Consider the following 25,115-nt stretch of genomic DNA (forward strand, 5'->3'; position numbering starts at 1 on the left):
ACCCTCCTGCCCTTATTAAGAGCTGAGCCCGACGCCTGATCTCAAATTTCAGACAAAAAAAGACCAACCTTCCGGCTAGTCTTGTTTTCCGTTGTAGTAGCGGGGCCAGATCTAAACCGACGACCTTCCTGCCCTTATTAAGAGCCGAGCCCGACGCCTGATCTCAGATTTCAGACAAAAAAAAGGCCAACCTTTCGGCTAGTCTTGTTTTCCGTTGTGGTAGCGGGGGCCAGATCTAAACCGACGACCTTCCCGAGCGCTTATTAAGAGCCGAGCCCGACCCTTTCTATGCTAGCTTAAAACCACCGAATTTCAGACGAAAAAAAAGCCAATCTTTCGATTAGCTTATCTTTCCGTTGTGGTAGCGGGGCCAGACCTGAACCGACGACCTTCCCGAGCGCTTATAAAGAGCCGAGCCGACGCCTAATCTCAAATTTCAGACGAAAAAAAAGCCAATCTTTCGATTAGCTTATCTTTCCGTTGTGGTAGCGGGGGCCAGATTTGAACTGACGACCTTCGGGTTATGAGCCCGACGAGCTACCAGGCTGCTCCACCCCGCATCAACGTGGCAGGCATATTACTGTTACAATTCAACAAAAGCAATGAAAATAAATAATCTTTTCAATTAATTACTCAATCTGATCTGATATAACTAAACTACCAGAAGGCGTTCTGAACGGAGTTGTGTATGTCACTGATTTACGTAATGGATCCCATGTGCAGCTGGTGTTATGCCTTTCAGCCGCACCTCAGGGATATGATTAGCCGGTTGCGCCCTGGGATCCGGATATTTTGCTATATGGGGGGACTCGCACCGGATAACGATAAACCGATGGCAGACGAGATGCAGCAGGCAATTGCACAAACCTGGCATGAGATAGAACAACGCACCGGAACCCCTTTTAACCATGAGTTCTGGAAACAGTGTCAGCCACGCAGGTCGACTTACCCAGCCTGCCGTGCGGTAATCAGTGCGGATCTGATCAGCAGCGGCAGCGGTATGCTGATGGCCGAAGCCATTCAGACCGCCTATTATCAGGAAGCCCGCAACCCTTCCGACCTTTCTGTGCTGACCGATCTGGCCGAAGAGATCGGTTTAAACCGTAAACGTTTCTCCAGCCAGATGTATAGCGAAAAAACCGCACAGACCCTGTTTGAAGACCTGGACTTTTGTCTGCAACACGGCATTCAGGGATTTCCGTTTCTAGGGCTGGAAACTAAGAAAGGCATTCAGGTGATCTGCGCTGGTTACTGCAGCCGGGACCAGCTATTGCAGCGTTGCGCCAGCCTGGAACTGATCTAAGCAGTTCATTTTCCGGGCATAAAAAACGGGAGACAAGGCTCCCGTTTTTCAATCAGGGACCAACTAGGAACGGGCCACAGACACATCTTCTGCCTGTAATCCTTTATCACTCTCTTTCACAGTGAAGCGAACACTTTGCCCCTCGGTTAGTGAACGATGCCCCCGGCCACGGATATTGCGAAAATGAACAAACACATCGTCGCCATTTTCACGGGTAATAAAGCCAAACCCCTTTGACACATTAAACCACTTTACCGTACCTAACTCACGGTCATCATTCTCATCGGTTTCCTCTTCGCTGGCAGATCCCAAGCCGGCAATAACACAGCTAACCAATACAACCACAAACACAACACCAATATCAAAAAACGGCAACCCGCCCTCGCCCGGCAATGCACCCTGCAAAAACAGAATGACTGCGGTAGCCAGTGCGCTGACAACTACACTACGTATAAGTTGATTAACACTCATATAGATCTCTTATAATTAATTAAAGTTATTGAATAAAAAACAGGGCTCATAGAAAAAAGAACCCAGACCACTCTATATACCGACTTTTATGCTTTTTTTCAATCGCTTAGCCGTTCAAACACTGATACAGCTCCGTAATAGGGTATAATTGCGACCAATTAACAACTTAAATGCTAAAACACAGTGAAGGGTACAAAAGGGTCTATGAAGCAACAACCGCTACTCGAGGATCTGGAATCACGGATCGCATTTCAGGAAGACGCGCTGGATAAAATGAGCGCAGAGATGGCAAAGCAGGGTGCCGAAATTGCCCGACTGACTCAGATCATTAAGATTCTTCATCAGCAGGTTAAGCAGATAGCACCTGACCAGATCAGCACCGCAGAAGATGATGTTCCACCACCGCACTACTGATCGTCCAGCACCAGAGGGCCTGCTTATAGCAGGCTTTTCAGCGTGTAGATATCGTAACGACTGGATTTACCATTGAGCTGATAGCTGGGCGCATGCCCTTCGATGGCCGGTGCTTTGCGGGGCCGCTTGACCACCACACGGTATTCAGCCAGCTGCAGGGCGGCCTCAAGCAAAGCCGCAGAGTCCTGATCATCCCCTACCACATCACGAAACACGCGCATCTCTTTTTTCACCAGCGCTGACTTATCGGTATGCGGAAACATTGGATCAACATAGATCACCTGGGGCCTCTGATCAGAGGTTTGCTGCTCTGCCAGCCAGTTGATACTGTCAGCATTAACCAGCGTCATCCGGGCGGCAATATCGGCCACTTCCGGATCCGCCTGAGCCTGTTGCAATCCACTTTCCAGCAACGCATGAATAATTGGAGAGCGTTCCACCATCTGCACATCACAGCCTAACGTCGCCAGAACGAAGCTATCCCGTCCCAGACCGGCGGTAACATCGGCTATCTGCGGCCGCACCGAACCTTTAATACCGACCGCTTTAGCGATCATCTGCCCTTTGCCTCCACCAAACTTACGCCGGTGAGCCACAGCACCCGAGACGAAATCCGCCAGCACCGGCCCCGGCGCTTTACGGCCAGTCTGCTGCAAACGCCGACTGCCGGATTCACAGATCAGCAACTGAGCGTACTGTTCGTCTCGCAGGTCATACTGTTCCAGTAAGGGCAGACCTAAACGAACGGACAGCTGCAGCGCATCCTGCCTACCCGCCTCATCGGCAAAACAGACAGCAATCTCAGTGGCAAGGGTGGTTTGCTGTATCAAGATAGTTCCTTCGCGGCTGCGCTAATCTAGTCAGACAATTCTAGTCAGATAATAAAATACACGCCGAGCAGAACAAATCCCAACAGCATGCGGTAGATAACAAACGGCAACATACCGACTTTGTCCAGCCATTTCAGAAACAGGTGGATACAGGCATACGCGCTGATTGCGGCCAGTACCGTACCGCTTAAAACCATAGTCCACTCGTCCGCCGTACCGGTCTTCATCAGTTCCAGGCCTTTGAGCAAGCCAGCGCCGAGGATCACCGGAATCGACAACAGAAAGGAGAAGCGGGCTGCTGACTGACGATTAAGTCCCAGCATCAAACCTGCCGTAATGGTAATACCTGAACGGGAGGTACCAGGAATCAGGGCAACCGCCTGCGCCAGACCGATGATAATGACATCTTTCAGGGTGATTTTTTCCAGTGGCCGTACTTCGGTACGACTGAAGTCAGCCCACCACAGCAACGCACCAAACACCAGCGTGGCCCCGGCGATCACCAGAATACTGCGGCCATAGTGATCAACAGCAGACTCAAAGATAAACCCCGCGACAACCGCCGGCAACGTCGCCCAGATAACATACCAGGCCAGCCGGGAATCCGTACTGCTGCCGCGGCCAACCAGACTGCTGGTCCAGGCAACAATCATTCGCCAGATATCCTGACGGAAATAGATCATCACCGCCGTCAGCGAACCGATATGCACACCAACATCAAAAGCCAGCCCCTGATCAACCCAGCCAAACAGCTGCGAAGGCAGTATCAGGTGCGCCGAACTTGAAATAGGTAAAAACTCAGTAAGGCCCTGCAATAACGCTAAAAAAACTACCTGGAACCAATCCATGCTGAACTTATCCTCAATTTAATACTTCACATATACAAACTGACATTAGGCGCCACACCTGATGCGATGTTACTGGCTTTCTATGACCAACAGATGTTCAGGCCGGACTCACAGAGATCCGTATCACTGCCCTTTCTTTTTCTGGTCAGCGACCTTTTTCCAGGACACTTCATCGCGCAGATAAACCGGCTGAGCCTGCTCAGCAGAGACACCCTCGCCCTGGACATAAGCAGCAACGGCTAACTCACACATCATCCCTGCCGCAGGATAGATATCCAGCTCCGGAGTACAGACTGCCTGCTGCACTGCGGCTGACATGCTATCGAGATAGATCCAGCCACGCCCGGCGGCAAACCAGTTATCCCCCTCGGGCAGAACAATATTCTCCGGCGAACTGACGATCTCTTTATCCAGCGCCTGGGGCAGGCCATCGCGCATCTCATAAGCGCAGCAATACAACTCATTCATTCGCGCATCCAGAGTGCTGACAATACGTTCGGCGTTATGTTCCCTTGATGCTTTAAGGGCGATCGCCGCCAATGTGGACACCGGCAACAACGGCAGGTCAGCCGCGAAGGCAAGCCCCTGGGCAGTGCCGGTAGCAATACGGATACCGGCGAAAGAGCCGGGCCCCCGTCCAAACGCAATCGCATCCAGCTGCTTAACCTGCAGCCCGGCGGAGGACAACATCTGGTCCACCATCGGTAATAACTGACGGGTATGCTGACGGGGAATCACACGAAAATCTTCCTGAATAACACCATCAATCGACAGAGCCACTGAACAGGCATCCGTTGATGTATCCAGGGCAAGAATTTTGGTCATCTGTAGTATCCGCTATCTATAAAAAAGCAGGTTCAGCTGTGAACCTTGGAAAAGCGCTGCATTTTAAGCGCTATGATCAGCAAAGGCTATCCTCACCCCAGCGCGGCAACAGGTTTTGTTCGATCTGTAACTGATTCAGAATCCGTGCCACCACAAAGTCGATCATATCCTCAATGGTTTGGGGACGATTATAAAACCCGGGACTGGCGGGGATCACCACGCATCCCATCCGTGTGAGCTTCAGCATATGCTCCAGATGGATCTCAGAATAAGGGGCTTCGCGGGGCACCAGAATCAACTGACGCCGCTCTTTCAGGGCGACATCCGCAGCCCTCTCAATCAGGTTATTACTGGCGCCCGTGGCGATGGCAGACAATGCGCCGGTTGAACAGGGACACACCACCATCTTTCCCGGCGCACCGGAACCGGAGGCCACCGGGGCCATCCACTGCTCCCGGCCGAACACCCGAATCTGCCCAACCGTCGCGGAAAAGCGCTGAGTCAGCCAGACCTCCTGCTCTTTTGCAGAACCCGGCAGTGCTTCATCGGTTTCCGTAGCGATCACCACCTGCGCGGCTTTGGAGATCATTACCAGCACCTGACAGCGGGCAGCCACCAGACATTCCAGCAGACGCAAACCATACTGCGCACCCGAGGCTCCGGTGATCGCCAGTGTAATTCTCTCTTTATAGGAATCTGTCACCTTCAACCCCACTTCTGTTGCAACGCCTTAACCAGGCGGGTGTGAATACCATCAAAACCACCATTACTCATAATCACAATATGGCTTCCAGGTTGAGCACTGGCAACCAGCTCGTCGATAATGTCGTCCGTTTTCCGTGCCAGCACGGCCGGATTAACACAACTATCCACCACATCCTGCAGTGACCAGTCGAGCCCGGCAGGCTGATACCAGAACACTCTATCCGCCAGCCCTGCTGATTGTGCCAGTTGTTGTCGATGTATCCCCATCCGCATGGTATTGGAACGCGGTTCAATCACGGCAATGACGGGGGCATCCCCCACCTGCGCACGCACTCCCTGCAGAGTGGTCTCGATCGCGGTGGGGTGATGGGCAAAATCATCATAAACCCGGATCCCGGCTACTTCGCCGATCAGCTCCATACGCCGTTTTACACCGCCAAAGTTACACAACCCCTCAATGGCATGCGCGACCTGCACACCCACATGACGCGCCGCCACCAGCGCCATCAAACCATTATTAACCGAGTGCAGGCCGGTCATATTCCAGCGTACAATTCCCACCTCTTCACCCCGATGCAGTACTGCAAATTCGGAACCATCAGCTTTAATCAGCCGCGCCTGCCACTCAGCGTCACTATTCAACAGCGCTTCATCGCTGACCGATGTTTTTACCACCGGTGTCCAACACCCCTGTGCGATCACCTGCTCCAGTGATTCAACGCCCGCAGGCATAATCACCTGACCGTTAGCCGGCACAATTCTGACCACATGATGGAACTGCCGCTGAATCGCAGCCAGATCATCGAATATATCGCCGTGGTCGAACTCCAGATTATTCAGAATCAGGGTGCGGGGGTGGTAATGGACAAACTTAGAGCGCTTATCGAAGAAGGCGGTATCATACTCATCCGCTTCGATAACGAAAAAGGGGCTCTCCCCCACCCGGGCAGAACGGTCGAAATTTTTCGGCACCCCGCCAATAAGAAACCCAGGCGCCATGCCGGCATGTTGCAGCAGCCAGGCCAGCATCGTTGCCGTGGTAGTTTTTCCGTGGGTACCGGCCACCGCCAATACCCATTTATCCCGCAACAGATTATCCGACAACCACTGCGGTCCCGAGGTGTAGGGCAGCCCACGCTCCAGCATAAATTCAACACAGGGGTTTCCCCGGGTCATAGCATTGCCAACGATAATCATATCCGGGGCCGGGTCAAGCTGCGCCGGATCGTACCCCTCGATCAGACTGATCCCCTGCTGTTCCAGCTGAGTACTCATCGGCGGATAAACATTGGCATCTGAGCCGCTGACCTGGTGTCCCAGCTCTTTCGCCAAGACCGCAAGGCTGCCCATAAAAGTGCCACAGATTCCCAGTATATGAACGTGCACGGATAAGTTCTCCAGATCAGCTTCTATCGCAAAAATATCGCCCTATGATAACAGTTAAGCCGACTCCGTTTAGCCCTTTTTCAGCCATTAACATCATCACAAAAAAGCTGAACATATAAACGAAACCCAACGCTTGCTGCCAGAGGATTAAAATCAATCGACGCTATTGCCGTTTTTTTGAGTTAATTATCGATGTTACGGTGTAATTACCCCGTTAATCAGCGTAAAATTATGACAATTTTTTAACTCCTGAACCCATAGGTTTTTTGGCCACATGCGACTGCTAAACCAGTACCTCAAGCACCACGACACTCCCGATGATCTTATTGACCTGATTGACAGTCTGATGCTGTCCTGCAAAGAGATCGCAATTAAACTGCGCGAAGGTGCTCTGGCGGGTGTATTAGGCACCTCTGAAGGCATTAATGTTCAGGGGGAAACCCAAAAGAAACTCGATATCATCTCCAACGATATTCTGAAAGCGGTACTGCTGGATAACCCCACGGTTGCGGGTCTGGCCTCAGAAGAGGAGGACCACCCGGTCGCCGGCAACCCCGAAGGTAAATATCTGGTCACCTTCGATCCACTGGATGGCTCATCCAATATCGATGTTAACGTCTCTGTCGGCACTATCTTTTCCATTCTGGAAAAGCCTGAAGGGCTGGATGGCGGCACTGATGCAGCCTTTATGCAGTGTGGCCGTAAGCAGATAGCATCCGGTTATGTTCTGTACGGCCCCTGTGCGGTTCTGGTGCTGACTACCGGTAACGGCGTACATATGTTTACCCTGAGTCATGGTGGCGACTTCATTCTTACCGAAGAGAATGTGAAAATTCCTGAATATACTCAGGAGTTTGGTATCAATATGTCCAACCAGCGCTTCTGGGAACCCGAGATGCAATCCTATGTAGCAGATCTGTTACAGGGCGAAGAGGGACCGCTGGGTAAGCGCTACAATATGCGCTGGGTTGCCTCCATGGTGGCCGAAGTACACCGCATTCTCACCCGTGGTGGTATTTTCATGTACCCATGGGATAGCCGGGATCCGGCCAAGCCCGGCAAACTGCGGCTGATGTATGAAGGCAATCCGATGAGTTTTCTGGTTGAACAGGCAGGCGGTCTGAGCACCACCTGTTACGGCCACATCATGGACGTGGAACCCGAAAAGATCCACCAGCGGGTCTCTGTCGGTCTGGGTTCTAAAGCAGAAGTAGAAACCATGATGAAATATCACGCTAAGGACTAACTGAATCTTCAGTTTATGATCTTTAAGTCGTATTCAAATTTTAACCAAGGGCTGTATATAATGCGGCCTTTGGATTTCAAACAGATTTCACACTTAAACAGGAAGGCGATACATGAGCTTTGAAAAAGTCCCTGCTGGCAATGATCTGCCAAATGACATCAATGTAATCATCGAGATTCCAGCGGACAGCGATCCGGTTAAATATGAGATCGACAAAGATTCCGGAGCAATCTTCGTTGACCGTTTCATGGCCGCGCCTATGTTCTACCCTGCGAACTACGGTTATATCAACAACACTCTGGCCGACGACGGCGATGCTCTGGACGTACTGGTTGTGACTCCATACCCGGTTGTACCGGGTTCTGTTATCCGCTGCCGTCCGGTTGGCGTACTCAACATGACCGACGAAGCCGGTGAAGATGCCAAGCTGGTTGCTGTTCCCCACGACAAGCTGAGCAAAGCCTATAAAAACGTTAATGACGTGACTGATCTGCCAGAACTACTGCTGGCCCGCATCAAGCACTTCTTCGAGAACTACAAAGGTCTGGAAGAGGGCAAGTGGGTTAAAGTGGAAGGCTGGGAAGGCGCTGAAGCCGCTAAAGCCGCTATCGTTGAAGCTCAGAAAGCTTACGAAGCCGCTAAGTAATCCGCTGAGAGGCGACATTAAAAAAGGCCGGAGCGTAATACTCCGGCCTTTTTTTGTGGCCATTTAAAACGACCCACAGGGTTTAGCGAAACAACTTCTTCCCCGTTGTCACGATTGCCAGCACCACCGCCCCGGCAATCAGCCCCACCACGGCATCCAGCAACACCGGCACCAGCCAGTGCAACACCGCATTCATATCGACGATCAGACTTTCCACAAAGTGATGCAGAAACGGTAAACCATGCACCAGGATACCGCCGCCCACCAGAAACATGGCGATAGTGCCGACAACCGACAAAATCTTCATCAACCTGGGGGCCGCCAGAACGATTCCCCGCCCCACTCTTCTGGTCAGATGACCAGCTTCTGGCTTACGCACCATATAGAGGCCCAGATCGTCCAGCTTGACGATTCCCGCCACCAGTCCATAAACCCCGACCGTTACCAATAGCGCGATCCCCAGCATCACCCCCAGCTGTACCGGCAGCGTCTCTGCCGCGACCGTCCCCAGCGTCAGCACGATAATCTCAGCCGACAGGATGAAGTCAGTACGAATCGCCCCTTTAATCTTCTGCTTTTCAAATTCAACGATGTTAATGTCGCCACTGGCCACCGCAGAGGTCAGCTCAGCATGATGCTTACCTTCATCATCAGCGGAATGGAAAAACTGGTGGGCGACCTTTTCAAACCCTTCAAAACAGAGATAGAGCCCACCCAGCATCAACAGCGGGATAATCAGCCAGGGGATAAAATAACTGATCGCCATCGCCCCCGGCACCAGTATCATCTTGTTCACCAGTGAGCCTTTAGCCACCGCCCACACCACCGGAAGTTCCCGGTCAGCCCGCACCCCCGATACCTGCTCGGCATTCAGTGCCAGATCATCCCCCAGTACTCCGGCGGTTTTGCCCGCTGCCACTTTGGTCATACTGGCAACATCATCCAGCAGTGTCGCGATATCATCAATTAATGCAAGAAGGCTTGAGCCTGCCATGTTCCGGTCCTTTTAAACGACTATTTCCTGAGGTGTTCTCTCTTTTGCAGAGGATACTCAATTATGGCGATGATTGTCTGTCACAGAGCAAAAATTTCTTATTTCAGGCCAACCGACCGGTTATCCATGTGATAATAAAACCACTATCCGGGTAGAGACTGCTTAGCAAAGTAGCTCTGGGAGAGAGCCTCAGCAACGGGAGTGTTAACAGAGATCATGGCAAAGAGAGCAAAAGTATCCAACGAAGTGGTGGCAGAAGCGATGCAGGTTGCCAAAGCCACTCAGCGACCAGGACAGACCAAAGAGCAGACCAAACTGATCGCTCAGGGCATCCAGAAAGGGATTGAGGAGTATAAAAAGCGCCATAAGGAAAAATCCCGGGAGCTGGACAAACAGAAGCGAAAACTGCAGCAAGCGCAAAAACAGGATGCCCAGCAAACAACAACTGAAGCTGTAACAGAGACTGTCTATGTACAGAGTCGCTTGAGCTGGGGGTTATTGCTGCTAAGCTGGGCAGGTTTCGCTGTCTACGCGGCGTTTTATAATCCTCTTTAAGCGGCTTTATAGTAAGTGGCTTTATAATAAGTGGCTTTATAACTCAGAACTAAGCGCTGAAATTAAAAAAGGAAACGACATCAGTAGCTGTTTTCCAATAGCACCTCCTCTAAAGGCAACTGCCCGGCCCTTGGATTAGCGGGTCTGTCCGCCTTGCCCAGGGTGATGATCATACTGATCAGATGGCCCGCAGGCAGATTAATAATCCTGGCAACCTGCTCACTGTCGAAGCCAATCATAGGGCAGGTATCATACCCCAGTGCTTTAGCGGCCAGCATCAGCGTCTGCGCCGCCATACCACTGGAGCGCAACGCTTCATCCCGTTGCAGTTGGCCTTTACCCTCATAGAAGGCTTGCAGCATCGGCAGCATCACTGACTGAACCTCGGCATTGGTATTGGCCCAGTAACGCTGTGGGTCATCACTCCAGGCCTGGGTATCTGCACAAAGAATTATCAGTTCTGCCGCTTCGGTTATCTGGGTCTGTCCCCAGGCCGCCTCCTGAATTCTGCTACGCTGCTGCGGGTCGGTCACCCTGACAAATCGCCAGTGTTGAATATTGTAGGAGGTGGGTGACAGCAGCACCGCTTGCATAATGCGCTCGAAATCAGCCTCGCTGACCGTTTCGTTGCTGGAGTAATGCTTAATCGCGCGGCGCGCTTCAATGGCTGTAAAAAGGTCCATAATAAATCCTTAACTGTTCATCGGTTTAATGGGACTGAACAGATCACCAAAGGCTCTGTCAGACCATGACCAACAGGTTAAATTGTTTATTATTGACCGATAATCCCCTTTTTTATCAAAATAATGTTGAGCAAAAACGAACAGTGAACAGCACTATATTTCGATCCCCTGCTCCCAATAGGGGGTTTCACTGCCAAAATATTCAATAGCAAAATCCAGAAAGGCGCGAACCTTGGCTGGCATATACTGACGTTCTATCAGCACCGCATTTATATCCAGCTCCGGCATCTTATACTCGGGAAACAGTACCACCAGCTTCCCCGCGCGGATATCAGGCCCCGCAACAAAAGTGGGTAAGCGCGCGATTCCAAGCCCCTGGCGCACCGCTTCCAGCAACGCTTCACTGTTATTCACCTGATAGCTGCCTGACACCACCACTGAGTGGCGCTGATTACCCTGAGTGAAACTCCACTCTTTCACATCATTTGAGTAGCTGAATGAGAGACAGTTATGCTGCAACAGGTCATCCAGCTGTTGCGGATAACCATGACGATCAAGATAGTCTGGAGAGGCACAGAGCACGCTGTTCAGAGTCGCCAGCCTACGGGCCACCAGCGTCGAATCCGGCAGCGCTCCGCCACGGATCGCAATATCAAAGCCACCACTGACCAGATCGAGTCGTTTATCGTCCATCACCAAGTCGATACGGATCCTGGGATATTTTTTCAGAAATTCGGGGATCATCGGGGCCATATGCAAACGACCAAAGGACATCGGGGTGTTGATACGCAGCCGTCCCTGAGGTTCACCCTGCAACTGAGCCACCGCATCCTCGGCATCCCGGGCTGCCAGGTTGGCCTTCAAAGCATGCTCGAAATAGTGCTCCCCCGCTTCAGTCAGACTCAGCTTGCGGGTCGTCCGGTGCAACAACTTAACGCCGAGCTGCTGCTCTAACTGCGATATCCGCTTACTCACCGCGGATTTAGAGATGCCCAGAAAGCGGGCCGCCGGCGAAAAACCACCATACTGCACCACGGCAACAAACACCGGAATTGCACCCATCGTATCCATACAACCCTCACTGTTTACTTTAACTCAACAGTCATTCTCCAAAAACAGGGATTATCAGTCAATTGAAAACGGGTTAATCTGCACTCCATCGCTCCAAAGCACTAATAAAAAGCACTAATAAAAAGCATTAAGAGAACACTATGAACAACCAGCCCCCACAATATTCACGCGCACTGATTCATCTGCTGATGCTACTGATGGTGGCGCTTGTCGCCAGCTCCTTTCCTGTTGGCGCGCTGATCACCGAAGGGCTGCCACCTGAAGTGATGATGCTGATTCGTTTTGTGTTAGCCGCGCTACTGTTTGCCCCCTATGTGTTTATTAAAAATGGCTGGCACCTGCCATCAGCCCGACGATTGCTGGTCTATGCCATTTTAAGTATTCCGTTAGTCGTTTTTTTCTGGTGTATGTTTGAGGCACTGCGCTATACCAGCGCTCTGAATACCGGCGCAATCTACACCACCGTGCCTGCCATTACGGCGTTCTATGTGTTTTTTATCAACCGGGAAACAACGGGAAAGCGCCGGGCCAGCGGACTGCTGCTGGGCACCCTGGGCGCCCTGTGGATTGTATTCCGTGGCGACCTTAACAGCCTGTTACAGCTGGATATTAATCGCGGTGATCTGCTGTTTATGATCGGCTGTCTGTTTATGGGCACCTACAATCCGCTGATCAGAAAATTCTATGCCGGTGAGCCGATGGAGATGATGACATTCTGGGTGATCAGCTTCGGTGCCGTCTGGCTGTTGCTGCTGTCTATGCCAAACCTGGGACAGATTGCATGGACTGAAGTCGACATCAACGTCTATCTGGGCGTGCTCTATCTCGCCGTCTTCACCACCCTGGTCAGCTTCTTTTTGCTGCAGTTAGGCACCATCACACTGGGGGCAACGCAGGTGGCCGCTTATGGTTTCCTGACGCCAATCTTTGTCGTGCTTCTCAACCTGTTACTCGGTTCGGCGGTGTTCCAGTGGCAGCTGTTACCCGGCATTGTGTTGGTGCTGATCGCCATGCTACTGGTGCAGCGTGATGGCCGTTATCCACAACAAGCCAGAGTGGCAGATAGATAGTCAGATTGTCCTAATTAGTTAAGCGGCGCACATATCCCGATACCACTTTTCTGCTAATATGATCATCTTTGGTAACAGTTTCCACAGAGGTTAACTCAGATGAAGTTTGAAGGTACCGAGCGCTATGTTGCGACTGATGATCTGCGGATGGCGGTCAACGCTGCCGCAACACTGCAACGCCCCCTGCTGATCAAAGGTGAACCGGGTACCGGCAAAACCATGCTCGCCGATGAGGTGGCGCTGGCGTTTGGTAAAAAGCTGCTGCGCTGGCATATCAAATCAACCACTAAAGCTCAGCAGGGCCTGTATGAATACGATGCGGTTTCCCGGCTGCGGGATTCCCAGCTGGGTGATGACCGGGTACACGATATTAACAACTACATCCGCAAAGGGATGCTGTGGGAAGCGTTCGATGCCGATGAGCAGGTAGTGCTGCTGATTGATGAGATCGATAAAGCGGATATCGAGTTTCCCAATGACCTGCTGGTCGAGCTGGATAAGATGGAGTTCAGCGTTTACGAGACCGGTGAAACGGTGGTCGCTAAACATCGTCCGATTATTATTATCACCAGCAACAACGAAAAAGAGCTGCCCGATGCCTTTCTGCGCCGCTGCTTTTTCCACTATATCAACTTCCCCAATGCGGAAACCATGAAGCAGATCGTCGATGTTCACTTCCCGAACATTCAGAAAGATCTGGTTAATGAAGCGCTGGAGATCTTCTTCCAGGTGCGTGAGATCAACGGCCTGAAAAAGAAGCCATCAACCTCAGAGCTGATCGACTGGCTAAAGCTGCTGCTGGCGGACAACATCCCCGTTGATCTGCTGCAAAACCGTAATCCCGGCGAAGCGATTCCGCCGCTGTATGGCGCCCTACTGAAGAATGAGCAGGATGTGCATATGCTGCAACGACTGGCATTTATGGCCCGCCGCGAAAGCCGCTAAACCGGAGTCACTGATGCTAGTTGATTTCTTCTACACCCTGCGCAAGGCACAGGTGCCGGTCTCAATCAAAGAGCTGCTGACCCTGCTGGAAGCACTGGAAAATCATCTCGCCTTTGCCAGCTGGGATGATTTCTATCTGCTGGCCCGCACCTGTCTGGTGAAAGATGAGAAATATTTCGACCGTTTTGATCTGGCTTTCGGCTACTACTTTAAAGGGCTGGCCGAACTGCCTGACCCGTTCGACAACGTTGTTCCGGAACAGTGGCTGGAATCTGACTTTATCAAAAACCTGACTGACGAAGAGAAAGCTGAGATCGAAAAACTCGGCGGTCTGGATAAACTGATGGAGACCCTGGCCAAACGCTTTGAAGAGCAGAAAAAGCGCCACGCAGGGGGCAGCAAATGGATCGGCACCGGCGGCACCTCACCGTTCGGTCATAGCGGTTACAACCCGGAAGGGGTGCGTATCGGCGGTGAAAGCAAACATAAACGCGCGGTGAAAGTGTGGGAGAAACGCCAGTTCCGCGATCTCGATGACAGTGTCGAGCTGGGCACCCGTAATCTTAAAGTTGCCCTGCGCAAACTGCGTAAATTCGCCCGCACCGGTGCCGCCGACGAACTGGATCTGGATGACACCATCCGCTCCACCGCCAATAATGCCGGACTGCTGGATCTGAAGATGGTGCCAGAACGGCATAACGCCGCCAAAGTCCTGCTGTTCTTCGATGTCGGCGGCTCAATGGACCCATATATCCGCCAGTGTGAGCAGCTGTTCTCCGCTGCCCGCACCGAGTTCAAACATCTGGAATACTTCTACTTCCATAACTGTGTTTACGAACGGGTGTGGAAAGATAATAAGCGCCGCTGGAATGAACATATCGACACCTTCGACCTGCTGCACACCTATGGCCGGGACTACCGGGTTATCTTTGTCGGCGATGCGGCGATGGCCCCCTACGAAGTCTCCGAGCGCTATGGCAGTGTTGAACACCGCAACCCAGAACCGGGCAGTGTCTGGATGCAACGCATTCTGGACACCTGGGACAAAGCGATCTGGCTCAACCCCAGCCACCCGCGCTACTGGGACTACACCGCCAGCACCCAGATGATAAAAAATATTATGGATAACAAGATGTACCCCCTGACCCTTGAGGGGCTGGAGGATGGCATTCGCTATCTGTCAAAGTAACCGGCCTGACCCGGTGTTATGCAACACTGAGCAGAGCCGCTTTGCTATAGATGAACCCCGAAGGAGCCACCCATTGAAAAACACCACCACAACTTTTCTGCTATCCATCGGCTTCGCCACCATGCTCTCCCTGCCACTACAGGCCAGTGCTCAGGATTTATCAACCGGCTCTGCCGTCAAAGCCTTTCGCGACCTGAGCACCTGTTTTATCGATTCCCTCACCGGTAAAGAGCGCAAAGAGTTGGTTAAGTGGATCTACTTTTCAATGTCCGCGCATCCGGAACTGGAATCCTACGCCAATATATCCCGAGGCGATCGGCAGAACTCCGATAAGACCGTTGGCAATCTGATCACCCGACTGTTTTCTGAGGACTGCCCCAACGAAGCAAAAGCCGCCCTTAAGACAGACCCACAGGCCCTGAAAAATGCCTTCGAGATGATCGGCAAAGTCGCCATACAGGATATCCTGTCAGACAAAAAAGTCAGAGCAAGCGTGAATAACTATGGACGATTTGTTGATCAGGAGAAGATTAAAGGGGTGTTTGTGGAGTAGGCCGTGTGAGGCTGTTGAGTGAAAGAGCTTATGCACCACAGAGAACACAGAGGGCACCGAGGTAAAAGAAAGAGTAGAAGGTTTATTGGGGAAGGGAAATATATTTGCTTACTTCTTACTTATTGTTCTGCTAAATCAGTTGCTCTGGTCCTATTGATTAGTAGTCCCACATAAGTTGCTTGTCAGGCGATTGTTCAACCACACTGTAAATATGGTGTATAAATTGCTTTAGATTGAAGGCATAAACTTTTATGGATGAAGATAAATGGCCTCTATTAACATCAACGATGCAATTGCAATCCCCTTAAATCCCAAGAATCGACTATCAAAAAATGACCTCCCTACAGAAATTCAGGAACAACTAAGTATTAAGCTTCCAACTCTTCCTACGCCAGAAGAAAGGCAAGCTCAGATAGACTATCAAAATTCAATACCTCAAACGACTGTTATAGAGAGCAATGGTGAGATTCTGGCTGCTTTTGGTGATAATGGCTGGAAGACAGTGTTCAGTAATGACGATGTGTTTGGGCAGAACCTATCTGAAACTGAGATTCTGAATATCTTTAAAAATAAATATGGAGGATCCCTTAGTATAAGAAAATATTCTTCGGAAAATGCGCCTACAATGGGGGAGGTTCATGAGATGAAATACGGGCGTCCTTTAACACCTAAAATCGATTATTTGGTTTAAATATATTGCGGCAATAAGTTGCCTGATTACGGAAAATTATTGCCTGCTTTGACTATCGCCGTCGTGGTTGAGCGCCCCGTTACCGAAGCAACCCCACACAGATCCGGACGGTCTGAAGAAATATATCTGCTTCCTTATTGTTTTGCTAAATCAACTAGTCTGATCCTAGCGATTCCATTAGCTTTAAGAGCGTATGCACCACAGAGAACACTGAGGGCACCGAGATAAAAGCCAGAGTAGAAGGCTTAAATCCCCTCCATTACCTTAAATAGATAACCAAAATGAACATTATCACCATTAAAACAAACAGACCAAGGAGCTGTTTTCTAGACGCATCTTTATAGTTAGCTCTATCTTCTTCTGTATGTTGAGACAGCTGTATTTTTACCGTATCCCTGATATACGCACCCAGAAACAGAAGAACAGTCACCAGAACGAGCCATGGAAGATACTGGAATAAAAGCACCACCAGCGCCAGATAGGGTATCCCCATTGCGACAAAAATCCCTGCCCCCAACAACCCAGGCGTAGGATGTTTCCGAACCACCGACTTACCGCATAATCTACAGCTGGCAGGGATAATCTCAGAACAGGCCAGATTACTTAAGAATCCCAATTTGTGAGCGCATCTATTCATTGAAAGATATATCACCATTATTACCGGCAGGGATGATGTATTGGTAGGCACCCGTTGAGCACGGGGTAAGAGAGTCTCAATATGTGTTTGTTGCAAACTCGTTTTGGCAACGACAATGACAGACGAAGAAAACTGGCTGACTGATTCATTAAAAAACTGACCGCTTCGCGGCCAGATAAGAGCGTTATTTTCTATTGACTCCGAGACGGCTCATATGTGTTATGACTGACCCCATAGCTAGTGGCCATACCCAACCATTAGCAATGCTAACCAGCCAGTAAAAAATAGAACAATAACGGCCACTGCGGAATACGCGAAGAACGTTATAACTGTAGCGATCAACGAGTCCCCACAACATTTCTGTGCAGAAATATTACCCAAAATGAAGGCCGTGACGACAACAAGTAAATTGGTTGATTCGACAGTACTGACACTAGGTTTCGTAATGAAGTCCTTATAGATGCTAAACAGATAGCCCTCCATTAAAGGCAACCAAACGGGACAACTTAGCCCAGTTAAAATCAGGCCCCATCTTGCGACTAATTTTGGCTCAATAGTCATAACAGTTAAATATACGACAGTGGATTTGGATAAATACGACAAAATGGTCATTGTTAAGAATTATTTGCATTTACAATCCCTAATGCAGCGGTTATTCAGTCCTGAATTCGTTGATCATCACATAGAATTGCCCGACTGAAAAGAGTCATTAGGGCAACAGTTCAGAGGGATGAACTGAATCCTGTTTTCTGAAAACCCCTTTGATAGCTGAAAGGCTTTTGTTGGCTATCGCTTTTCGCTTTTTCTAACAAGTCGCGAAGCGACGTTCTAGCGGCTAGCGAGCGGCGAAGCCGCGGTCTGGGTTATTCAGGGCCGTTCGCCCTGAATAACCTTTTGTTCAAACAACCATATCGATCTGCTGCAATGTGCCGACCTCGCCGTTTTCACTGAAATAGACACCACTGTTTCTGACGGTGCCGTTGTGCTGATTGTCCTCCCCTTTGATATCAAAAGGGGTCGCGCTGGCCCCCAGATAGATTGCACCGATATCCCGCTCTTTCAGCGTTTCCAGAGAGTCCGTATCCGCTGTTTTATTCCAGATCAGTAGCTGATCAAAGATTGAGTCGGCTTCGTCGATATAGCCATTACCATCCTCATCGTAGTCGGCCAGTTCGGCAAAGCCATCACCGGTGCGGGCGCCAAACAGCTCTAATCCATCATTGATGATGCCATCACTGTTGCGATCCAGCGCCAGCATGCCGCTGTTTCCGGTGAGATAACTGATCAGCTCTTTATCGCCATCGGCATCCAGATCGAACTCAAATTTGTCATTGCTGAGATCCGCATAGTTACCTTCAAAATTGAGGATTAGCGGGTCTGTGAATACTAACTCCTGAGTCTCTTTATATTCCCGGGTAGCACTATAACTACGCTCCATCTCCAGACTGAGATTAAAGTCAATTGACTGGCCATCAGCGGTGTTTACGGTGCCGCAGCTGTTGAAGCGGGTGCACTCATACTCTTCAACCGTTTCGCTGACATTGAGCTGCAACCTTAACATCCGGGGCTTTAGCTCGACAGAGGGGCTATCCCCGGATAGCTCTGCAAACCTGAACGCTGCGGAATCCATCTGTGATAAAGGCTGCGGCAAAAGCTGAGGCAGAGGCTGTGACGGAAAGTCAGGCTGAATCGCCTTTAGCAGACTTTGCCAGAGCCGTGCCTGAGTAATATTCTCCTGGTTCTGATAATCATCACCCTCCACTGTCTGAAAAAAACCACGAAAGGGGTTTATCGGTGATGCTGATCCGAACGACAACCGGTTCGCTGAGTCCGTGTCCGTTGCTGCTCCGTCTCCTACCATCTGCGACCGGGCTATCAGCGCTTCCAGTTGTGCAACAAACTGGCTGCCCTGCCCTCTGTCATCCAGACTGCGGGTAATCCCCCGGAACTCTGATTTCTCATGTTCAACACTCATGTTTATATAACTACTGTTTATAATCATGCTCTTACTCCTTTTTCAGGCAATAAAACCCCGGGCCGCCTATTTTAAACAGGCAGTTATCCATTTCTTCAGGGCGCAAAAAACCCGCTCAGGCATTCAGCCAAGCTGTCAATCACGGGCATCATTGAATGAGGAACAGAGTTGCCGCTATAGCTCTGATTTTTTGGCCACAGCCAACCCTACCGGACAGATAATCCAGTAAACGGTTTCTCCTCAGACAAACGCTGTTGGTTAAGAATTCACAATTGTTTTATTTCGCCGATAGTTCCCCCCCACCTATAACTATCTGAAACTCAAGCTGTTATTAGCCAATAGCCCAGCCGCAGCAGACACTCGCTGGCCGTCAGACTGTTCATTTCAGCCATAACAAAACAGCGTTTCAGTCGTTACCTGTTAATTCAGTAACCTTAGCAACAGCAAGAAACGGGCCCGATCAATACCAAGAGACACAGGGAGAAAACAAAATGGGGATAACTCAGGAAAAGAGGTCGGTAACATTCAGATAACGATGCCTGTGAAAGGATCTGTTATGAAGGATATGAGGTTAAATGAAAAAGCGCCCTGAGCGGACGCTTTTATCAAGCCAGCAACCTTTAGCGTTCAGCTGTCATACTGATAAAAACCGCGTCCACTCTTGCGGCCCAGATAGCCGGCATCGACCATCTGTACCAGCAGCGGACAGGGGCGGTATTTAGAATCTTTGAAGTTATCGTAGAGCACTTCCATAATGCTCAGACAGGTATCCAGACCGATCAGATCTGCCAGCGCCAGCGGCCCCATCGGGTGGCTCATACCGAGCTTCATCACGGTATCGATCTCTTCCGCTGACGCCAGGTTTTCATAGCGACAGAACACCGCTTCGTTGATCATCGGCATCAGAATGCGGTTGGAGACAAACCCCGGCGCATCATTCACATCCACCGGAACTTTAGCCATATCCAGCGACAGCTGTTTAACCGCATCAAACACGGCATCATCGGTTTGCAGGGCGCGGATAATCTCCACCAGCTGCATCATCGGTACCGGGTTCATAAAGTGCATGCCGATCACTTTACCGGGACGGGAGGTGACCGCCGCTAACCGGGTGATGGAGATCGATGAGGTATTGGTGGCCAGAATTGCATCGGGTTTGCAGACTTCATCGAGTTTGCGGAAGATGTTTTTCTTAATCTCTTCATCTTCACTGGCCGCTTCGACTACGATATCCGCCGCAGCCATCGCGGCCATATCGGTGGTTTGCCGGATGCGCGCCAGCGCCTGATCTGCGTCGCTCTGCGTCAGTTTTTCTTTCTTTACCATCCGCGCCAGACTGGCACTGATAGCCCCAACACCCCGCGTCAGCGCTGCATCATTGAGATCATAAAGTATCACATCAAAACCGGAGACTGCCGCCACCTGAGCGATACCACCGCCCATCTGACCTGCACCCACCACTCCAAAGCTATTAATCGTCATTTCAGCTAATCCTCTTCAAATCAGACGACAGTGTTCCATTATTGACCGATAAATTCAACAAAAAATACGGGTATACCCTTACATCACTTTCGCCTGCTCCAGACACAATAAAACCGGCCTGAGCCGGTTTTAGTCAATATCGTTAAAGTCCAGATCGGTTATTTGGCGTGATCGACCAGATCATCCACCACTGCCTGCTCTTCATGCAGATCATAAGCGGGTTTAACCCCCGGCAGTAACAGGTTCAGTACTATCGCAACCACGCCACACAGACTGACACCCTGCATTTTGAATTCACCACTGCCAATCATCATGCCACCGATACCAAATACCAGGGTGGTAGCAACGATCACTAAGTTGCGCTGTTCCGCCAGATCTACTTTCGCTTTGATCAGGGTATTCAGACCCACTGCAGCAATTGAACCGAACAGCAGAATAAGAATCCCTCCCATCACCGGTGCAGGAATGGTTTGCAACAGAATGCCAAACTTGGCCACAAACGCCAGCAGAATCGCAAACACCGCCGCCCATACCATGATCATCGGATTAAAGGAGCGGGTCAGCATCACCGCACCGGTAACCTCAGAATAGGTTGTATTCGGTGGGCCGCCAAATAGCGCAGCAGCAGAGGTCGCCAGACCATCACCGAACAGGGTGCGGTGCAGGCCGGGCTTTTTAATGTAGTCTTTGCCAGTGACATGACCAATCGCCAACACATCACCCACATGTTCGACCGCAGGGGCGATGGCCACCGGCACCATGAACAAAATTGCCTGCCAGTTGAGCTCGGGGAAAACAAAAGAGGGAACAGCAATAAACGCAGTATCGGCGATAATCTGATAGTTCACCATGCCGTAAAAGTTGGCGATGATATAACCCACCACGACCCCAGCCATAATCGGCAACAGACGAAAGATCCCTTTGCCGAACGTTGCGACCATCAATGTTGTCAGCAGCGCCGACATCGATACAACCATCGAATCGAGGTAAGGGAACAGCTCAACACTGCCATCCCCGGCTTTACCCATCGCCATATTTACGGCAACGGGTGCCAGACCGAGACCGATCACCATAATCACCGGACCGACCACCACCGGAGGCAGCAACCGGTGGAGGAAACCCACACCGCGCAGTTTCACCCCCAGTGCCAGCAGCATATACACCAGTCCGGCACAGAACAGCGCTCCCAGGGTCGCCGGCATGCCCCAGGTTTGGGTGCTGTAAATAATCGGCGCGATAAAAGCAAAGGAGGACGCCAGAAACACCGGCACCTGCCGTCGGGTGACAAACTGGAACAACAGGGTGCCAACACCTGCAGTAAACAGGGCGACGCTTGGGTCCATGCCGGTGAGCAGCGGCATCAGTACCAGCGCACCAAAGGCAACAAACAGCATCTGAGAACCCGCCAGAACGGTTCGCCATACCGGTTCGGTGCCGTCCAGAACCTCATTCATATCTGACATCATCTACCCCTTATTTAGTGCCAAAGATCTTATCGCCGGCATCACCCAGCCCCGGAATGATATAGCCATTCTCATTGAGATGGCTATCGACCGCTGCAGCATACAACTCAACATCGGGATGCGCCTCATTGACCGCTTTGATCCCTTCAGGGGCAGCCACCAGCACCAGCGCCTTAATATCATTACAGCCGGATTTTTTTAACATATCGATGGTAGCATTCATTGACCCCCCGGTGGCCAGCATCGGATCGATCACCAGCGCCAGACGCTCTTCCATATCACTGGTCAGCCGTTCAAAATAGGTCACTGGCTCCAGTGTCTCTTCATCACGATACAGCCCCACCACACTGATCTTGGCGCTGGGAATCAGATCAAGCACGCCGTCCAGCATGCCGATGCCGGCACGCAAAATCGGCACCACCGTCACCTTTTTGCCCTTGATCTGCTCACCGGTCATCTCACCGCACCAGCCCTCAAACTGATAGACTTCAGTTTTCAGATCCTTAGTTGCTTCATAGGTCAGCAGCGCGCCAACCTCTGCCGCCAGTTGCCGGAATGCCCGGGTGCTGATATCAGCAGCCCGCATCAGGCTGATTTTGTGTTTTACTAAAGGGTGGTTGATCTCATGAATCTGCATCAGGGAATCTCTCTTAAAGCACCGGTGAACTGAAGCCTCAACCGTTGGCAGCTCACTAATACCTTGTTGCTGATAGCTGCCAGCGGACTAAGCCCTAAAATTTAAAACATGATACCCCGAGCTAGGCAGAAAGTCTTAGACCAGAGTCAGAAAAATCGATCCGCTGATACGGTCTTGCATCTCCCGCTACAAACCAAAAAAAACGCACTTCAAAAGTGCGTTTCAGATGTAATAGCCGAATCACACTGTCGGTAAACTGCCAGTGAGATTCGAATACTCAGATGCCTGACCCGGTTAGCCATGCAATTCGTCATACAGCGCCAGATATTCCAGTGTCAGCTTATGCTTTGGCGCAAAGTAGATCAGCGGCATACACTCATTATGCGACTCTTTCATCTTCACAGACGATGAAATCTTAGCGTCCAAAACCGGCAAATCATCCGCTTTCAGGGTCTCGACGATGGTTTTCGAAGCGTTGGCACGGGGCTGGTACTGATTCACCACGATCCCTTCGATAGCCAGTTTGTCATTATGGTCCTGCTGGGTTTCCTGCACGTTATACATCAGGCTGTAGAGCGCCTGGCGTGAAAACTCATCACAGTCGAATGGAATCAGGCAGCTATCCGCGGTACAGAGTGCTGAGAGGGTGTAAAAGTTAAATGCCGGAGGGGTATCAATATAGATCGCATCATATTGATCCAGATTGAGCAACGCATCGCGCAACTTGTAGATCTTGTGCTTCGCTTCCAGCTTGGCGTGCAGATCACCCAGCTCAGGGCTGGAAGGCAACAGGTCGAGGTTTTCATACACGGTGGGGTGGATGAAATCGGTAATCTCTTTGGGACGCACCTGAAAGCTCAGAGTCTGTTCAAAAAAATCTTTAATATCACCCACGGTATCGTTAACAAGGTCGCCCAGCAGATAGTGGCTGGTATTACATTGCGGATCGAGATCAACCACCAGCGTCCGATTACCCCTGCTGGCGCTGATCGCCGCCAGGTTGGTACTGATACTGGACTTACCTACACCACCTTTCTGATTAAAGACAACTCGGATCATACAATTTCCTTTGAGGTATGCACTTACAGCAAGCTGTTAAGATAAAAATATCGGAATAGCATCAACCCTGTTCTAACAGAGTACGCAGATCGATAATGGCAGCGTTTGCCCGGGATATATAGGAAGCCATCACCAGCGAGTGATTTGCCAGCAAACCAAACTCATTGCCGTTCATAATCATGGGACTCCAGACGGTTCCCTGAGTCGCTTCCAGCTCGCGGATAATCTGCCGCAGACTGATCAGGGCATTTTTCTTCTCCAGAGCATCGGCGAAGTCAACTTCAACCGCCTGCAGCAGATGGATCAGCGCCCAGGCGGTTCCGCGGGCTTCATAAAATACATCATCGATCTCCAGCCAGCCGGTTTTTACTTCCAGCTCGGCGGCGTTATCGGTGGACTGTCGCGCAGTCGATTCACCAGCCAGATCAGTATTCACCCGCTTCTGGCCAACACTGGCACTGAGTCGCTGAGACAGACTGCCCAGCCGGGTCGACACATCCGCCAACCAGCCTCGCAGATTATCGGCCCGGGCATAAAACTGAGCGTTCTGCTGGGTCGGATCGGACAAACGGGCTTCATAGGCGCGCAGGTATTTCAGCGCCTTCTTGTACTCGCCTTCACTAGAGGGCAGCAACCAGCTGTTATTGTCAAAGTGCAGCAGCGGCTCTGCCTCTTTCAGATCGACGTCTTCGGTCGACTGCGATTGCGAACGGCTGAAGTCTTTGCGCATCGCCCGGGACATATCCCGCGCCTGCACCAGCACACCGAACTCCCAATTAGGAATATTGTCCAGCCAGACCCCGGGAGGGGTGCGATCATTGGAGAGATAACCTCCGGGCTTTTGCAGCAGGGTTTCAGTAATTCTGATCAGCGTTGACACCGTTGCTGAACCGACAATCTCCTGTTCCGCCCCCTGAGCGGTCTGCACCATCACCGGCTTAACTTCAAAAGGATCGGGTTCCTGACTCCACCAGATTCCCAGTCCCAGACTGACCAACAGATAGAGCCCCAGCAAAATTAAAACAGGCCGCAGAAGCTTCACCCGTCCTGTTGCTGCTGTCAGTTTGTCCCAGAATGTGAACCACAACCGCTGTAACATTTCCATGGTATATCCTTTAACGAAAAAGCGCTTATTGCACCGCAATATGTCCGATTTGTAACGGCGGGTCAATGCTGACCGCTGTGTAAATAGTTGATCATTATAGTATCACTGATAAGACTCAATTTATGCAGGACGCAGAATAAAGCCAGAAGACACTGAAAAGATCGTCCTAATCGCCCCAGCAACACCTCTGAACAACAGAGAGTGAAAGCCAACTATGATCAGAAAGCATACAGAACGTCGGGAAAACTGATGATAAAACACAATAAGTAGCAAAGCTGTTTACACTGTTTCGCTTTTCCGGCAAACTACCCTACTTTTATACCCATCGGACG

25 protein-coding genes and 1 tRNA gene are annotated in these 25,115 nt (G+C 50.8%); 10 read left to right on the forward strand and 16 right to left on the reverse strand.

Going from position 1 to position 25,115, the window contains the following annotated elements; all coding sequences use genetic code 11:
• Positions 1-483 precede the first annotated feature (483 nt).
• Positions 484-560: transfer RNA gene (locus BMY09_RS14805), tRNA-Met, on the reverse strand.
• A 128-nt stretch (positions 561-688) separates the two neighbouring features.
• Here BMY09_RS14805 and BMY09_RS14810 point away from each other — a divergent pair.
• Positions 689-1,303 carry a DsbA family protein gene (locus BMY09_RS14810; RefSeq protein ID WP_091359886.1) on the forward strand — a complete coding sequence of 205 codons (615 nt, stop codon included), beginning with the start codon at positions 689-691 and terminating at the stop codon, positions 1,301-1,303.
• A gap of 63 nt (positions 1,304-1,366) precedes the next feature.
• Here the strand turns inward: BMY09_RS14810 and BMY09_RS22445 are convergent, their stop codons facing one another.
• Positions 1,367-1,774 (reverse strand): cold-shock protein, encoded by a 408-nt coding sequence (locus tag BMY09_RS22445; protein ID WP_091359889.1) that lies wholly within the window; start codon positions 1,772-1,774, stop codon positions 1,367-1,369.
• Between the two features lie 204 nt (positions 1,775-1,978).
• Here BMY09_RS22445 and BMY09_RS14820 point away from each other — a divergent pair, with 204 nt between their 5' ends.
• A complete protein-coding gene (locus tag BMY09_RS14820; RefSeq protein WP_091359891.1) occupies positions 1,979-2,188 on the forward strand; it encodes a SlyX family protein in 210 nt (69 codons plus the stop codon).
• Positions 2,189-2,211: 23 nt separating this feature from the next.
• On the opposite strand, the gene BMY09_RS14825 is transcribed toward BMY09_RS14820, so the two are convergent.
• The 5 genes from BMY09_RS14825 to mpl all read right to left on the reverse strand — a co-directional run bounded on the left by BMY09_RS14825 (position 2,212) and on the right by mpl (position 6,782).
• On the reverse strand, positions 2,212-3,015 hold the full coding sequence (locus BMY09_RS14825) for a class I SAM-dependent methyltransferase (protein ID WP_245756604.1): 804 nt from the start codon (positions 3,013-3,015) through the stop codon (positions 2,212-2,214).
• A 47-nt stretch (positions 3,016-3,062) separates the two neighbouring features.
• On the reverse strand, positions 3,063-3,866 hold the full coding sequence (locus tag BMY09_RS14830; protein ID WP_091359893.1) for an undecaprenyl-diphosphate phosphatase: 804 nt from the start codon (positions 3,864-3,866) through the stop codon (positions 3,063-3,065).
• Positions 3,867-3,989: 123 nt separating this feature from the next.
• Entirely contained in the window at positions 3,990-4,691 is a 702-nt protein-coding gene (gene tsaB / locus BMY09_RS14835; protein WP_091359896.1) for a tRNA (adenosine(37)-N6)-threonylcarbamoyltransferase complex dimerization subunit type 1 TsaB, read from the reverse strand.
• A gap of 76 nt (positions 4,692-4,767) precedes the next feature.
• Positions 4,768-5,394 (reverse strand): flavin prenyltransferase UbiX, encoded by a 627-nt coding sequence (locus BMY09_RS14840; protein WP_175483557.1) that lies wholly within the window; start codon positions 5,392-5,394, stop codon positions 4,768-4,770.
• 2 nt (positions 5,395-5,396) lie between these two features.
• Positions 5,397-6,782, reverse strand: a complete 1,386-nt coding sequence (gene mpl, locus BMY09_RS14845; RefSeq protein WP_091359901.1) for a UDP-N-acetylmuramate:L-alanyl-gamma-D-glutamyl-meso-diaminopimelate ligase — start codon at positions 6,780-6,782, stop codon at positions 5,397-5,399.
• 274 nt (positions 6,783-7,056) lie between these two features.
• On the opposite strand from mpl, the gene BMY09_RS14850 reads away from it, so the two are divergent.
• Together BMY09_RS14850 and ppa are read left to right on the forward strand one after the other, a co-directional pair.
• On the forward strand, positions 7,057-8,028 hold the full coding sequence (locus BMY09_RS14850; RefSeq protein WP_091359905.1) for a class 1 fructose-bisphosphatase: 972 nt from the start codon (positions 7,057-7,059) through the stop codon (positions 8,026-8,028).
• Positions 8,029-8,140: 112 nt separating this feature from the next.
• A complete protein-coding gene (ppa, locus tag BMY09_RS14855; RefSeq protein ID WP_091359908.1) occupies positions 8,141-8,674 on the forward strand; it encodes an inorganic diphosphatase in 534 nt (177 codons plus the stop codon).
• Positions 8,675-8,756: 82 nt separating this feature from the next.
• Here the strand turns inward: ppa and BMY09_RS14860 are convergent, their stop codons facing one another.
• Positions 8,757-9,668 carry a DUF808 domain-containing protein gene (locus tag BMY09_RS14860; RefSeq protein ID WP_091359911.1) on the reverse strand — a complete coding sequence of 304 codons (912 nt, stop codon included), beginning with the start codon at positions 9,666-9,668 and terminating at the stop codon, positions 8,757-8,759.
• Positions 9,669-9,884: 216 nt separating this feature from the next.
• On the opposite strand from BMY09_RS14860, the gene BMY09_RS14865 reads away from it, so the two are divergent.
• The gene (locus BMY09_RS14865; RefSeq protein ID WP_091359914.1) at positions 9,885-10,223 is read left to right on the forward strand and encodes a DUF2956 family protein; all 339 of its coding nucleotides are present in this window, start codon (positions 9,885-9,887) and stop codon (positions 10,221-10,223) included.
• An 80-nt stretch (positions 10,224-10,303) separates the two neighbouring features.
• Here BMY09_RS14865 and BMY09_RS14870 read toward each other — a convergent pair whose 3' ends face one another.
• Entirely contained in the window at positions 10,304-10,906 is a 603-nt protein-coding gene (locus BMY09_RS14870; RefSeq protein WP_091359917.1) for a nitroreductase family protein, read from the reverse strand.
• A gap of 153 nt (positions 10,907-11,059) precedes the next feature.
• A complete protein-coding gene (locus BMY09_RS14875) occupies positions 11,060-11,977 on the reverse strand; it encodes a LysR family transcriptional regulator (protein ID WP_091359920.1) in 918 nt (305 codons plus the stop codon).
• Positions 11,978-12,117: 140 nt separating this feature from the next.
• Here BMY09_RS14875 and BMY09_RS14880 point away from each other — a divergent pair, with 140 nt between their 5' ends.
• From BMY09_RS14880 to BMY09_RS14900, 5 genes are all read left to right on the forward strand, one after another.
• Positions 12,118-13,047 (forward strand): DMT family transporter, encoded by a 930-nt coding sequence (locus tag BMY09_RS14880; protein WP_091359922.1) that lies wholly within the window; start codon positions 12,118-12,120, stop codon positions 13,045-13,047.
• Between the two features lie 99 nt (positions 13,048-13,146).
• Positions 13,147-13,992 carry an AAA family ATPase gene (locus BMY09_RS14885; protein WP_091359923.1) on the forward strand — a complete coding sequence of 282 codons (846 nt, stop codon included), beginning with the start codon at positions 13,147-13,149 and terminating at the stop codon, positions 13,990-13,992.
• A 13-nt stretch (positions 13,993-14,005) separates the two neighbouring features.
• Positions 14,006-15,181, forward strand: a complete 1,176-nt coding sequence (locus BMY09_RS14890; RefSeq protein ID WP_091359926.1) for a vWA domain-containing protein — start codon at positions 14,006-14,008, stop codon at positions 15,179-15,181.
• Between the two features lie 73 nt (positions 15,182-15,254).
• Positions 15,255-15,734, forward strand: coding sequence for a hypothetical protein (locus BMY09_RS14895; RefSeq protein WP_091359927.1), 480 nt, complete (start codon positions 15,255-15,257; stop codon positions 15,732-15,734).
• Positions 15,735-15,999: 265 nt separating this feature from the next.
• A complete protein-coding gene (locus BMY09_RS14900; protein ID WP_091359929.1) occupies positions 16,000-16,425 on the forward strand; it encodes a hypothetical protein in 426 nt (141 codons plus the stop codon).
• A gap of 1,535 nt (positions 16,426-17,960) precedes the next feature.
• Here the strand turns inward: BMY09_RS14900 and BMY09_RS14915 are convergent.
• From BMY09_RS14915 to BMY09_RS14940, 6 genes are all read right to left on the reverse strand, one after another.
• A complete protein-coding gene (locus BMY09_RS14915) occupies positions 17,961-19,064 on the reverse strand; it encodes a copper resistance protein NlpE N-terminal domain-containing protein (RefSeq protein ID WP_091359935.1) in 1,104 nt (367 codons plus the stop codon).
• Between the two features lie 600 nt (positions 19,065-19,664).
• A complete protein-coding gene (locus BMY09_RS14920; protein WP_091359940.1) occupies positions 19,665-20,519 on the reverse strand; it encodes a 3-hydroxybutyryl-CoA dehydrogenase in 855 nt (284 codons plus the stop codon).
• A gap of 158 nt (positions 20,520-20,677) precedes the next feature.
• Positions 20,678-21,982, reverse strand: a complete 1,305-nt coding sequence (locus BMY09_RS14925) for a uracil-xanthine permease family protein (protein WP_376787861.1) — start codon at positions 21,980-21,982, stop codon at positions 20,678-20,680.
• Between the two features lie 10 nt (positions 21,983-21,992).
• Positions 21,993-22,619, reverse strand: coding sequence for a uracil phosphoribosyltransferase (gene upp, locus BMY09_RS14930; RefSeq protein ID WP_091359944.1), 627 nt, complete (start codon positions 22,617-22,619; stop codon positions 21,993-21,995).
• A gap of 294 nt (positions 22,620-22,913) precedes the next feature.
• Positions 22,914-23,678: a ParA family protein gene (locus BMY09_RS14935; RefSeq protein WP_091359947.1), complete on the reverse strand. Its 765-nt coding sequence runs from the start codon at positions 23,676-23,678 to the stop codon at positions 22,914-22,916.
• Between the two features lie 61 nt (positions 23,679-23,739).
• Entirely contained in the window at positions 23,740-24,783 is a 1,044-nt protein-coding gene (locus BMY09_RS14940) for a DUF2333 family protein (protein WP_091359950.1), read from the reverse strand.
• Positions 24,784-25,115 lie beyond the last annotated feature (332 nt).

It is taken from the genome of Amphritea atlantica, assembly GCF_900111095.1.
GTDB lineage: Bacteria > Pseudomonadota > Gammaproteobacteria > Pseudomonadales > Balneatricaceae > Amphritea > Amphritea atlantica.